General features: G+C 51.7%; 12 protein-coding genes and 1 riboswitch. Of the genes, 4 read left to right on the forward strand and 8 right to left on the reverse strand.

The annotated features are described in order from the left end of the window. Positions 1 to 61: 61 nt before the first annotated feature. The 7 genes from INF30_RS12525 to INF30_RS12555 form a co-directional block, all read right to left on the reverse strand. Positions 62 to 751 (reverse strand): response regulator transcription factor, encoded by a 690-nt coding sequence (locus tag INF30_RS12525; RefSeq protein ID WP_033125950.1) that lies wholly within the window; start codon positions 749 to 751, stop codon positions 62 to 64. Next, positions 744 to 2240 carry a sensor histidine kinase gene (locus INF30_RS12530; RefSeq protein ID WP_226395458.1) on the reverse strand — a complete coding sequence of 499 codons (1497 nt, stop codon included), beginning with the start codon at positions 2238 to 2240 and terminating at the stop codon, positions 744 to 746. Before INF30_RS12530 ends, INF30_RS12525 begins: the two co-directional genes overlap by 8 nt. Before the next feature lie 100 nt (positions 2241 to 2340). Then, the gene (gene metK / locus INF30_RS12535; protein ID WP_226395459.1) at positions 2341 to 3528 is read right to left on the reverse strand and encodes a methionine adenosyltransferase; all 1188 of its coding nucleotides are present in this window, start codon (positions 3526 to 3528) and stop codon (positions 2341 to 2343) included. A 172-nt stretch (positions 3529 to 3700) separates the two neighbouring features. Beyond that, positions 3701 to 3798: riboswitch (SAM riboswitch) on the reverse strand. Positions 3799 to 3918: 120 nt separating this feature from the next. Continuing rightward, complete coding sequence (locus INF30_RS12540; RefSeq protein WP_076780086.1) at positions 3919 to 5211, reverse strand: UDP-N-acetylglucosamine 1-carboxyvinyltransferase; 1293 nt, start codon at positions 5209 to 5211, stop codon at positions 3919 to 3921. A 262-nt stretch (positions 5212 to 5473) separates the two neighbouring features. After that, positions 5474 to 5971, reverse strand: coding sequence for a shikimate kinase (locus INF30_RS12545; RefSeq protein WP_226395460.1), 498 nt, complete (start codon positions 5969 to 5971; stop codon positions 5474 to 5476). Positions 5972 to 6234: 263 nt separating this feature from the next. After that, positions 6235 to 7059, reverse strand: coding sequence for an anti-sigma-I factor RsgI family protein (locus INF30_RS12550; RefSeq protein WP_226395461.1), 825 nt, complete (start codon positions 7057 to 7059; stop codon positions 6235 to 6237). A 1-nt stretch (position 7060) separates the two neighbouring features. Then, entirely contained in the window at positions 7061 to 7843 is a 783-nt protein-coding gene (locus INF30_RS12555; RefSeq protein ID WP_226395462.1) for a sigma-70 family RNA polymerase sigma factor, read from the reverse strand. Positions 7844 to 8092: 249 nt separating this feature from the next. On the opposite strand from INF30_RS12555, the gene INF30_RS12560 reads away from it, so the two are divergent. The 4 genes from INF30_RS12560 (at position 8093) to INF30_RS12575 (ending at position 11806) form a co-directional block, all read left to right on the forward strand. Further along, a complete protein-coding gene (locus INF30_RS12560) occupies positions 8093 to 8983 on the forward strand; it encodes an anti-sigma-I factor RsgI family protein (RefSeq protein ID WP_226395463.1) in 891 nt (296 codons plus the stop codon). Then, positions 8910 to 9668 carry a polyphosphate polymerase domain-containing protein gene (locus tag INF30_RS12565; RefSeq protein WP_226395464.1) on the forward strand — a complete coding sequence of 253 codons (759 nt, stop codon included), beginning with the start codon at positions 8910 to 8912 and terminating at the stop codon, positions 9666 to 9668. Before INF30_RS12560 ends, INF30_RS12565 begins: the two co-directional genes overlap by 74 nt. Positions 9669 to 9731: 63 nt before the next feature. Further along, a complete protein-coding gene (locus tag INF30_RS12570) occupies positions 9732 to 10403 on the forward strand; it encodes a DUF4956 domain-containing protein (protein ID WP_226395465.1) in 672 nt (223 codons plus the stop codon). 5 nt (positions 10404 to 10408) lie between these two features. Next, positions 10409 to 11806 (forward strand): CotH kinase family protein, encoded by a 1398-nt coding sequence (locus tag INF30_RS12575; RefSeq protein ID WP_226395466.1) that lies wholly within the window; start codon positions 10409 to 10411, stop codon positions 11804 to 11806. Positions 11807 to 11892: 86 nt separating this feature from the next. On the opposite strand, the gene INF30_RS12580 is transcribed toward INF30_RS12575, so the two are convergent. Further along, positions 11893 to 12249: a hypothetical protein gene (locus tag INF30_RS12580; protein WP_076780072.1), complete on the reverse strand. Its 357-nt coding sequence runs from the start codon at positions 12247 to 12249 to the stop codon at positions 11893 to 11895. Positions 12250 to 12251 lie beyond the last annotated feature (2 nt).

Raw genomic sequence — 12251 nt, forward strand, 5'->3', positions numbered from 1 at the left:
AAAACGGCTGTCCGCACAACTGTATCGCTGCGCAGACAGCCTGATAGATCAAATGAATCCCCTACATCTTGAACCGGTAGCCCACTCCCCAGATGGTCTCAATATACTGTGGATTAGCTGTATCCATTTCTATCTTCTCACGGATCTTCTTGATATGCACCGTGACAGTGGCGATATCTCCGATAGACTCCATGTCCCAGATCTCGCTGAACAGTTCATCTTTAGTATACACATGATTGGGGTGACTTGCAAGAAAAGTCAGCAAATCGAACTCCTTTGTCGTAAAATTCTTTTCCTCCCCGTTGACCCACACCCGGCGGGCTGTGGTGTCGATCTTAAGCCCGCGGATCTCAATGATCTTGTTGGCCTCCGCCGCGCTTCCCACAAGCCGCTCATAGCGGGCCAGGTGCGCCTTCACGCGGGCCACAAGCTCGCTGGGGCTGAAGGGCTTTGTCATATAGTCGTCCGCTCCCAGGCCCAGCCCGCGGATCTTGTCAATGTCGTCCTTCTTGGCTGACACCATGATAATGGGCGTATTTTTCTTGTCCCGCACCTGGCGGCAGATCTCAAAGCCATCCACCCCGGGCAGCATCAGATCCAGGATGAGAAGGTTGAAGTCTTCATTCAGGGCCTTCTCAAGCCCCGTCTCGCCGTCATTGGCCACTTCCACCTCAAATCCGCTCAGTTCCAGATAGTCTTTTTCCAGATCCGCGATAGCTTCTTCGTCTTCTACGATCAGTATCTTATTCATTTACCGGCACCTCCTGATATTTCCTGAGGACAAAATACATGGTCGTTCCCGTGCCTTCCCGGCTGGTGGCCCATATTTTCCCCCCGTGGTCTTCTATGATCTTTTTCACAACGGAAAGCCCGATCCCGCTTCCCCCTTTTGAAGAGTTCCGGGATGCGTCCGTCCTGTAAAATCTCTCGAATATATTGGTCAGATCCTTGGCCGCAATGCCGCAGCCGTTGTCCTCCAGCTCCACCTGGACAAAGTCGCCCACGTCCTTGACCCGCAGGTTGATCTTTCCCTTTGGCTTATCTATATATTTCAGAGAGTTGTTGATGATATTATGGATGACTCTCTTGATCTGCTCCGCGTCCGCGATGACCCGCACGTCCTCCTCCACATAGTTGAAGTAGCCAAACTCCACGCCCCTCTGCTCCAGCTCCAGAGCCAGATCCTCGGCGCAGTCATTAAAATAGTTGTTCACCGAGAGGGTGTCAAAATTGTAGGGTATGCGATTCGTGTCGATCTTGGAGTAGAAGGTCAGCTCATTGATGAGGGTGTCCATCTCTCCCGCCTTATTGTAGATCGTGCGGATGTATTTCTCCAGCTTCTCCGGCGTGTCCGCCACGCCGTCCATAATGCCCTCTGCATAGCCCTTGATGGTAGTCACCGGCGTTTTCAGGTCATGGGAGATATTGCTGATGAGCTCCTTGTTCTCCTTGTCAAAAGCCAGCTTCTCCTCTGTGTTGGTCTTCAGCCTCCTGCGCATCTCCTCAAAGTCACGGCACAGCTGTCCCAGCTCATCGTCTGTCTCCCACTTCATCTCGAAGTCCAGATTGCCCTCCTTGATATACTGGGCGGCCTGCTGCATCCTCCCGAGAGGCTGCATGACTGCACGGTAGATCCAGAGCACCAACACTGCCGCCGTAAAGATCAGCACCAAGCCGATGACGATCAGCACATCCACAGCAAATTCCCGAATTTCAGGGATCATATCCCCCACATCTGTCACAATAAAGGCGCTGCCGTCGGCCCCGTCACTGTACTGGAAATCAATCTGCTTTACCAGGATCTGCACATTCCCCCCAAAATACAGGCCCGCTTCAGAGGTGGTCTCTGTATTGCCGTAGGAAGGCAGCTTTTCCAGTACCTTTTCCATTCGATTTACTTTTCCGCCCATGTAGGTAATGGTGTCATCTTTGCGCACAATAAGGCAGGACTTCTTGTCTGCCAGCATCTCATTAAATTCATTCAGATAGGTGGCGTCCTCCAGCTTATCCGGATTCGCCACAGCCTCCGCCCGCAGTTCGTGGCAGGGCTCCACGGTGAGCTGTCCCAGCACCTGTACCGGGTTGGTCAGCACTTCCACGGTGGTTCCCGTGAGGCCGTATGTCTTTTCAATGGAGCTGATCTGGTATCGTCCCAGCAAAAGGATGAACAGGGACGTCAGCACCACAGGCACCATGATAACTGTAAAAAATGCAATGATCAGTCGGGTTTTAAACTTCATAGCATAAACCTCCGATGTCATTTTAACATAAAAAGAGCGCTTTCCCAAAAAAGCGCTCATAAAATTTTATAAACTTTTTATAAATATATTCCGAAAAGCCTTACAGATATTTTTTCAACTCCTCCGCCTTGTCGGTCTTCTCCCAGGGAAGCTCCACATCTGTGCGGCCGAAATGTCCGTAGGCAGCTGTCTGTTTGTAGATGGGCCTTCTCAGATCCAGCATCTTGATGATGCCGGCCGGTCGAAGGTCAAAGTTCTCGCGGATCATCTCCACGATCTTCTCATCCTCCATCTTTCCTGTCCCGAATGTGTCCACCATAATGGAAGTGGGGTGAGCCACGCCGATTGCATAGGAAAGCTGGATCTCACACTTCTTCGCAATGCCGGCAGCCACGATATTCTTAGCCACATACCGGGCAGCATAGGCAGCTGAGCGGTCCACCTTGGTGCAGTCCTTTCCGGAGAAAGCGCCGCCGCCGTGGCGGGCCATTCCACCGTAGGAGTCCACGATGATCTTGCGGCCTGTCAGTCCGCTGTCCCCATGAGGACCTCCGATCACAAAGCGGCCTGTGGGGTTGATGAAGAATTTGGTCTCCCCGTCTGTCATACCCTCCGGGATCACGGCATCAAACACATACTTTTTAATATCCTCGTGGATCTGCTCCTGGGTCACTTCCGGATCGTGCTGGGTAGAAAGAACCACTGCCTCCAGTCTTGCGGGAACTCCGTTCTCATCATACTCCACTGTCACCTGGGTCTTTCCGTCGGGACGAAGGTAGGGAAGGGTTCCATCCTTTCTCACCTCTGCCAGCTTTCTGGCCAGCTTGTGGGCCAGCGCAGCTGAGTAGGGCATCATCTCCGGCGTCTCGTCTGTGGCATATCCGAACATCATGCCCTGGTCTCCGGCGCCGATGGCATCCAGCTCTTCCTCGGACATCTTGTGCTCTTTTGCCTCCAGAGCCTTGTCAACGCCCATGGCAATGTCGGATGACTGCTCGTCAATAGCAGTGATGACGCCGCATGTGTCTGCGTCAAATCCGTATTTTCCTCTTGTGTATCCGATCTCTCTCACTGTATCACGGACGATCTTCTGGATATCCACATAGGCGTTTGTGGTGATCTCACCCATAACAAGTACAAGTCCTGTGGTGGTACATGTCTCGCATGCCACACGGCTCATGGGATCCTGCTCAATGAGGGCATCCAGGATGGCGTCTGAGATCTGATCGCACATTTTGTCCGGATGGCCTTCTGTTACTGACTCAGATGTAAATAATCTTTTTTCCATAGTCCTCTCCTTTTCTTTTCTCCTGTTCATCTCCTGCGCATGTTGGAACGTGATCTTATATCCTGCCGGTATCCATTTTCTAAGTTCTCTGTCCGGTCTCTTTCTCTCCCCACAGGACAAAAAAGAAGTCCGCTTATCAGGAATAAGCGGACTGTTATACACGCAACAAATCCTCTTATTGTTCGATCGCTCGCTCAGGTTGGCACCTTCCGTTGCCGGGGTTGCCGCAGCTTCACAGATCCTTTGTATCTCCACTGCTCTGAATAAGAGAAATTTTCTTTATTCTTTTATTTCTGTATCCCGTAAGATACTGTAGCTACTTTACACTCTTTTCTGCCGGAAGTCAAGCACTATTTTCTCTGCCGGCCCGTTCTCTTTCCAGCAGGTCCTCTAGCTCACTTTCAGCATGAACTTGCGGATCTCTTTCTCTGTGGATACCTTCTCGATGACAGCGCCCAGGCTTCTCAGCTTCTCCTCAAAGCGCTCGTAACCTCTCTGGATGTAGACAATGTCATCCACGATGGTGATCCCCTCTGCCGCCAGTCCTGCGATACACAGGGCTGCGCCTGCTCTCAGGTCCGGTGCGCTCACCCTTGCGCCGGAGAATTTCTCCACGCCTTCAATGGTGGCGGAATTGCCTTCTATCTTCACGTTGGCTCCCATGCGAGCCAGTTCGTCCAGATATTTGAACCTGTTCTCGAAAATGCTCTCTGTGATGATACTTGTCCCCTCACACAGAGCCAGGGTCACACCGATCTGGGGCTGCATATCTGTCGGGAATCCCGGGTAGGGAAGCGTCTTTACATGCGTACATTTCAGTCCGCCCTTGGAGACTACTCTCACCGCGTCATCGAACTCCTCCACCTCGCATCCGATCTCCAGCAGTTTGGCTGTGGTGGCTTCCAGATGCTTGGGGATCACGTTCATCACTGTCACATCCCCCTGTGTGGCCGCTGCGGCAAACATAAATGTGCCCGCCTCGATCTGATCCGGGATGACAGAGTACTCTGTCCTGTGGAGCTTCTGTACGCCTCTGATACGGATCACGTCCGTTCCGGCTCCTCTGATGTTGGCTCCCATGCTGTTAAGGAAGTTGGCAACGTCTACAACGTGAGGCTCTTTTGCCACGTTTTCCAGGATGGTCAGGCCTTCTGCCATAGCAGCTGCCATCATCACATTGATGGTGGCTCCCACGCTGACCACATCAAAATAAATATGCTTTCCTACCAGCTTTGCAGCCTCGGCAATGATCTTTCCGTGTTCGATCTCCACGTCCGCTCCCAGGGCACGGAACCCTTTGAGATGCTGGTCGATGGGACGGCTGCCGATATTGCAGCCTCCGGGAAGCGCCACTTCCGCGCGCTTATATTTTCCAAGAAGAGCTCCCAGAAGATAGTAGGATGCCCTGATCTTCTTGATATAGTCATACTCGATATCAACGCTTGTCACGCCTTTTCCGTTGATCTTCACTGTATGCCGGTCCACTCTGTGCACCATCGCGCCGATCCCCGCGATGGCGTCCAGAAGTACATTGATGTCATTTACATCCGGAAGATTATCGATCATTACAGTTTCATCGCTCATAATTGCCGCCGCAAGAATAGCAAGGGCCGCATTCTTTGCTCCGCCTATCTCCACTTCACCGACAAGCGGATTGCCGCCTTTAATAATATATTGTTCCATACTGCACCTCGATCACTCTCATTCTCCGCCCTCACCGGCGAAGCCCGACTTTCTTATATATTTTCAATTTGATTATACTCTTTATTATCTCTTGATCCCGCGTCAAAATTCATGGGAGACTTATCCTTATTCGGGACATTCTTCTTCCACCAACGCAAAATCTGCCTTCATCATTATATCACATATGTCGCACATGTAAAACATTTTTTACAAGTACGTAAAATTTCTGTAACATTTTACCATATAATGCGTCTGGCACGTATTATTTTTCTAAAACTTTTAAAACTTTACCAATTGTTTCTTCCAATGTCAACCCATCTTCGCAAATTGTAATATCTGCATATTTTTCAAAAAGAGCCCTGCGCTCCTCATACAATTCCCGGAGCGTCTGTCCATCCCGCAGGGCAACCCCTCTCTCATGGGGGTCTCCGATCCTCTCTTTTATCGTGTCATAGGACACCTGGAGATACACGATCTTTCCGATCTTTTTATAGTGTTCCATGGCGTTCTTGCAGTAGACCACGCTCCCTCCGGGCGAGATGATACTGTGCTCCGCCTCCACCTGGGCATTGATCCGGTCTTCCACCTCCAGGAACCCTTCCGTCCCGCGCTCCTTTATGATCTCGTGCAGGAGCTTCTTCTCCTTCTCCTGGATAAGAAGGTCTACATCCAGAAACCGGTAGCCCAGCCTTTTGGCCGCCACAACTCCTATCGTGCTCTTTCCGGCTGCCGGCATTCCGATAAAAATAATATTATCCATACTCCTCTCCTTCTCTCCTTGTACGTCTCCCCTTATGCAGCGCGTCTCCCCCGCACTGCGGTTTCGCATAGTCTTTCGCACATTATAGCATGGTTCCGGCGCTTTTGTCCACGGTTCATCTTCCGCAGGCCCTGCGCGGCATCATCTTTCCCAGGTCCTGCACGGTGTGTCTGCATGGTACGGTATGGTATCTGTCATCATTATATGCAGAGGGGAGGCCTCCCGTCACCGGAAAGCCTCCCTGCGTCTTTCATTTCCACTTGTCAGTCGTCTTCGCCATCGTCCCCGTCGTCCCCGTCGTCTCCGTCATCGTCATCTCCGTACTCGCTGTCGCCGTCATCATCCGACATCTGAGGCTGCACGGTCTGCGGCGTTTCCGCCGCGGGAGCCGCAGGTGTCGTCTGCGCATCCTGTACATTTCCCGCATCCTCCTGCACAGGCTGCTCCTGCTGTGGTACCGGGATAGTCACACTCTCCGTCTCCTCCTGTATCATTTCCTCCTCCGGATCCGTGGAGATCACAATATGGATATCGTAATCCTTCAGATGTTCCTCCAACTCATTTCTCATTCCCTGCTCTGTGTCTTCCATCCACTGTGCACTTCCGTTTCCGGCTGTCAGGGTGATCTGACCTCCCTCTTTCAGGAACTCTCTTTCTACAGCCAGGTCAGCCAGGTCGTCTGCCACCTCATATCTGTCTTTTCCGCTGTAGTTGTATCCTTCCACAAGCTTCTCACCGTCAGTGTTTGTTCCGGACAGGTCCACAACCCGTCCCGACCGGCTGATCTCCATCTCAACTCCCGGATTGATCTCCATCCGGATAGTTCCGTATGGTACAAATATATATCTGTACTGCCATGCCCCCAGCACCATAAGAGCAATACAGGCAGCCATGCCTGCCGCTATCCGCAGGATCCGCCTACGTCTGCCTCTCATATCTGAAGGATAGCGAAGCAGAATGGCATCATCAATGCGGTCACCTCTCTCATATCCACAGTTGGCAGCTTTCAGAAAACGGCCCTCATTATCCATAAGAATCACATAAGCAGCATGTGCCTCCATGACCAGATACGTTGTCCTCTCTTCCATACTACGCTCCATTCTTTCCACCGTATTCCGGTTCCGCCCGGCGGCTGTCTCTTTCTCCTTCCGGCCTGTCCGGGGACGCCAGGTGATACAGATGTCCCCTGATAATCTCATAGCCGTTGGTGAACGCCAGCAGCACGGCAACCAGATACTTTCTGTGCCGTTCCATTGTCTTTCTCTCCACACCGGAAATCCGGGCCAGTTCTGCCAGAGGAAGCTTGCCTGTCTCCAGCAGTTCCTCCAGAAGCGCCGGCTCCTTTCTGGCAGCCGCCAGCACTCTCTGGCAGGCCGCCAGCGTCCGGTCCTGCCTGGGACAGTTGTCCGCCACATCTGAGAAGGAAATGCCAAATTCCAGAAGCTTCTTCTCAAATTCATCGATTTCTTCCCTGACTGCGCTCCTGTCATGCAGTGTCTGGATTTCATTTCTGGTGTCTTCCAGCAGGTCTATTTTCAGTGTCTCCGCATCATTTTCCACCGGTTCATGAAGCGAAGAGAGATGGGCATGTCTTTTTTCCCGCCTGTAATGGTCGATCAGACGATTTCTGATCCCCCTTGCCGAGTAGGAGAGAAAAGCACCTTTTCCTTTTTCATAGCCGAGGATCGACTCATAAAACGCAAGCATGGCAACGCTGAACTCTTCGTCTCTTCCTTCCGCCGGGGGACGGTTCAGAAACTTTGCCGTCTCGGCCCGTATAAATCCCATATACTGCCGGATCAGCCCGTCCGCCGCGTCCGGATCTTCCTTTGCAGCGTACACCTTCTCTATGATCTCGTGCCCTTCCTTCATTCCTGCGCCCTCCTCATAATTATAGAATACGAAGAACATGTTCTGGTTTTCGGGGTCTGAAAACGCAATTATTACTAAATATACTTATCATTTTTTAAATCTGTGTTATATCCATGTAAAACCAAAGTAAAACATCTTTCTTTTCCAAAAAAATACATTTTTTTCTGATCCCGACCCCGTTTATTTACTCCTTCATCCGTATTCTTCAGCATAAACACATCAAAAATCCAAGAAAAGGAGCGAATGATTATGAAAAAGAAACATGTAACTCTTATCCTTGCAGCATTGTTATCCATCAGTCTGATCGGAGGCATTCTTGCCGGATGCAGTTCTCAGACATCCTCCGGCAGCGACACCGCCGCCGCTGAAGACACACAGGACACAAAAACCTCTGAAGGCGGTGTCATTACCTTGAAAGTGAACCCGGAAATTGCCGTCTCCTACAACAATGACGGGGCTGTCACAAAGGTGGAAGGAAAAAACGATGACGGCGAAACCATCGTTACCGACTACATCGACTATTTCGGCAAGGACTGCCGCGAAGTAATCAGCGACCTGGTTGCAAAGATTAATGACGCCGGCTACTTTGCAGCAAAAGACGACGGAACGCCCCGGGAGATCACTCTCCAGATTGAAGCAGGCTCTGTACTGCCGGAAGAAAATTTCCTCAAAAACATCGTGTCAGATATTGAAGCGTACACTTCTTCCCAGAACCTTGCATCCCCTGTAAGCGTAAACGGGGAGAGCAACTATGGCTGGACCAACTACGGTGACACAGACTACGGCCCGGACAATGACGGCGTCACAGACTATAACGACACGGACTACGGCCCGAACAACGATGGCGTTACAGACTACAATGACACAGACTACGGCCCGAACAACGATGGTGTCACAGACTACAACGACACAGACTATGGCCCAAACAACGATGGCGTCACAGACTACAATGATACAGATTACGGCGCAAACAATGACGGCGTCACAGACTACTCTGCACCGGCACCCGCCCCGGCGCCTGCGCCAGCACCCGCGCCTGCCGCTCCGTCCGGCGGCGACTCCGGCTATGATGACGGCGATTCCGGTTATGATGACGGCGATTCCGGTTATGACGGTGGTGATTCCGGCTATGATGATTGATCGTACGCCTCTTACATTCCGGCACGAGTACAAACATCTGCTCTCCTCACCTGAAGACCGTATCCTCTCCGCCCGTCTCGGCAGGCTGTTCCCCCGGGACAGCCATGCCGGGCCGGAGGGAACATACCGGGTGTACAGCCTGTATTTCGACACTCCGGACGACCGGGCCCTGCGCCAGAAGCTTGACGGAACAGACAGCCGGGAAAAATTCCGGCTCCGCTACTATGGAAATTCGCCTGCCTTTCTCCGTCTGGAAAAAAAGATCAAAAAAGGCGGCCTGTGCGCAAAGCGCCAGGCCCGTCTTACACCGGAGCAGGGACGCTTTCTCCTTGAAGGAAATACAGATTTCCTTCTGCAGAGCCAGGATCCCCTGCTGATCGAATTCTACAGCAAACTGCAAGGCCAGCTTCTCTCCCCCCGCACCGTGGTCTGCTATGAGAGGGAGGCTTTCCTCCACCCCGCCGGGAATGTGAGGATCACCCTGGATCGCCACATCTGCACAGGAATTTCCTGGAGAAATTTTTTCTCTCCGGAAATCCTCGAAAGAAGCGTGGATCCGGGGCGCACTGTATTGGAAGTAAAATATGACGCTTTCCTCCCTGACATTGTGCGGATGGCTGTCCAGACACCTGGCCGCACCACATGTGCCTACTCGAAGTACGCGGCATGCCGCCGCTCTGACTAACACCGTTTACGCAGACGGAAATCTTATACTTGCCGCCGGAATGGCGGCAGAACGGAGAACTTTATGACTTTTCAGGATATATTCAGATCCAGTTTTCTGGAAAATGTAAGCGCTATCTCCGTACTGGACATGGCGCTTTCCATACTTCTTGCCTTTGCCCTGGGGCTTTTTATCTTTTACATTTATAAAAAGACCTACTGCGGGCTTATGTATTCGCCGGGATTCGGGGTGACGCTGATCGCTCTCACACTGATCACCACCCTTCTGATTCTGGCTGTCACCAGCAATATCGTCCTCTCCCTTGGTATGGTGGGTGCCCTGTCCATTGTACGATTCCGCACTGCCATCAAGGAACCTATGGATATTGCCTTCCTTTTCTGGAGTATCGCGGCAGGCATTGTCCTGGCGGCAGGTTTTATTCCACTTGCCGTCTTTGGCAGCATGTTCATAGGACTGGTCCTTCTGCTTTTTTCCAGCCGCAGGGACACGGATACTCCCTATATCCTTGTCGTGCACTGTGACAGTGATGCAACGGAAGAAAAGGCAGTCAGTCTGATCAAAAGCCGCATCGCTGCCGCCGCTCTCAAGAGCAAAAGCGTATCCGCCGGTTCCATTGAACTGAATTATGAAGTCCGGCTTAAAGAAGGCGCCGCATCCTTTGTCAATGAACTGGCCGCGCTGGAAGGTGTGAGCCACGCTGTGCTTGTCTCTTACAACGGAGATTATATGGGGTAATTCTTATGATCAGACACAGACATATAGACAAAATCTGTATTTTTGCAGCTCTGGCCGCCCTCCTTATCACAACTCTGTTCATCCAGGGAGAAGCTCTGGGCATTAAACCGCTGAGTGCTTCGCCGGGTTATGAGACGCGCCTTTTCGATGACAGCAGGGTACACACCATTGACCTGCAGCTTGAAGACTGGGAAACCTTTCTTGCAGCCGCTCCCTCCGAAACCTACTTTCAGTGCGATGTCGTCATAGATGGAGAACTCTTTCCCGACACAGGGCTCCGGGCAAAGGGAAATAACTCCAGACGCCTGGTAGAAGAATACGGTCTGACACGATACAGCCTTAAGCTGGAACTGGATCATTTCCGTGAAGGCCAGTCCTACTATGGTCTGGATAAGTTTTCCCTGGATGCTTCCTTCCAGGACAACAGCTATCTGAAAAACTACATTGCCTATGACATGATGGAATACATGGGTGTTCCATCGCCTTTCTGCAGTTACGTGTGGGTCACGGTAAACGGGAACCCCCACGGCCTTTTCCTTGCTGTGGAGGAACCGGAAGAGGCATTTGCCAGAAGGAATTTCGGAGCGGACTACGGCCAGCTCTACAAGCCCGACTATAAATCTCTGAACGCAGAGAACAGGGATGTGGCTCTCCAGTATATTTCAGATGATCCTGCCGACTATGACAATATTTTCCGAAACGCAAAGTTTCAGCCGGATGATACGGACAAAGCCCGCCTCATCAGCGCTCTGGAAATTCTGAACACAGGCGGGGATCTGGAAAGCGCCGTCTGCGTGGATGAAGTGCTCCGCTACTTTACCGTGCAGGTGTTCGTCGTCAATCTGGACAGTTACCTGGGGCGCACCGGCCACAACTATTTCCTCTATGAGGAAAACGGACAACTGCAAATCCTGCCCTGGGATTACAACCTGGCTTTTGCCACCTACTCTCTGGGAATGCCCGATCCGGTCAATGACGCCGGAGTGTATATCAACTACCCCATCGACACCCCGGCCTCCCGTGAGATCATGAGCCAGCGCCCGCTCTTTCACAACCTGATGCAGAACGATACGTATTTTGCACAATACCACTCTTATTTTGACGAACTGATCAGCGGCTATTTTGAAAGCGGTCTTTTCGAGACAGAAACTGCCCGGGTACTGGAACTCATTTCGCCCTATGTAAAGAAAGATCCCACCGCCTTCTGTTCCTACGAGGATTTTCTGCAGGGAGCTTCCACTTTCTACGACTTCTGTGCACTGCGCGCCGAAAGTATCCGGGGACAGCTTGACGGAACACTCCCCTCCACCATCCAGGAACAGCTTGATTTTTCCGGGGAATATATAGATGCCGGGGATGCCTGGCTCCCGGATATGGGGGAACTCGCAGATCTGGATGACTGAAAAAGAGCATTACGGATGCACAGGGAACATTTCTCCCCTCGCATCCGCGATGCTCTTTCTGCTTTTGGATTATCCGCAATCAATAATCAGTAAAACTTTCTTTTATACTTTCTGTGGTCGCAGCGCCTTTTGCAGACTTCCTGGTACACCATGACCTGGATCAGTTCCCGGAGCCAGTCGCCAGGATTTTCCTCCCCTTCCGCCATCCTGTCATAGATCCGCCCGCACATCAGATGGAGCTGCAGCTTATCCGGGTACTCGTCGTAGAGCATGCTCCCCTCATATTCCATCCGGTCGCACTCATCCTCCACAAATGGCAGAGCCCGCTTTGCCGTGTCCGGGTACATGCTCTTCATGTACTCAAAGTCCCGCCTCTCTATCCTTTCATCGTCATATAACAGCGGCGTCGGATACGCCATATAGTAAGGTAATTTCCGTTCCATGC

Source organism: Claveliimonas monacensis, from assembly GCF_014982975.1.
Classification (GTDB): domain Bacteria; phylum Bacillota; class Clostridia; order Lachnospirales; family Lachnospiraceae; genus Claveliimonas; species Claveliimonas monacensis.

Bases quoted from the DNA above. Each gene is read 5' to 3' on its own strand.
- INF30_RS12565 (WP_226395464.1), top strand. From the start codon at position 8,910: ATGATGACGGCGATTCCGGTTATGATGACGGCGATTCCGGTTATGACG.
- metK (WP_226395459.1), bottom strand. From the start codon at position 3,528: ATGGAAAAAAGATTATTTACATCTGAGTCAGTAACAGAAGGCCATCCG.
- INF30_RS12570 (WP_226395465.1), top strand. From the start codon at position 9,732: ATGACTTTTCAGGATATATTCAGATCCAGTTTTCTGGAAAATGTAAGC.
- INF30_RS12575 (WP_226395466.1), top strand. From the start codon at position 10,409: ATGATCAGACACAGACATATAGACAAAATCTGTATTTTTGCAGCTCTG.
- INF30_RS12545 (WP_226395460.1), bottom strand. From the start codon at position 5,971: ATGGATAATATTATTTTTATCGGAATGCCGGCAGCCGGAAAGAGCACG.
- INF30_RS12555 (WP_226395462.1), bottom strand. From the start codon at position 7,843: ATGAAGGAAGGGCACGAGATCATAGAGAAGGTGTACGCTGCAAAGGAA.
- INF30_RS12560 (WP_226395463.1), top strand. From the start codon at position 8,093: ATGAAAAAGAAACATGTAACTCTTATCCTTGCAGCATTGTTATCCATC.
- INF30_RS12580 (WP_076780072.1), bottom strand. From the start codon at position 12,249: ATGGAACGGAAATTACCTTACTATATGGCGTATCCGACGCCGCTGTTA.
- INF30_RS12540 (WP_076780086.1), bottom strand. From the start codon at position 5,211: ATGGAACAATATATTATTAAAGGCGGCAATCCGCTTGTCGGTGAAGTG.
- INF30_RS12525 (WP_033125950.1), bottom strand. From the start codon at position 751: ATGAATAAGATACTGATCGTAGAAGACGAAGAAGCTATCGCGGATCTG.
- INF30_RS12550 (WP_226395461.1), bottom strand. From the start codon at position 7,059: ATGGAAGAGAGGACAACGTATCTGGTCATGGAGGCACATGCTGCTTAT.
- INF30_RS12530 (WP_226395458.1), bottom strand. From the start codon at position 2,240: ATGAAGTTTAAAACCCGACTGATCATTGCATTTTTTACAGTTATCATG.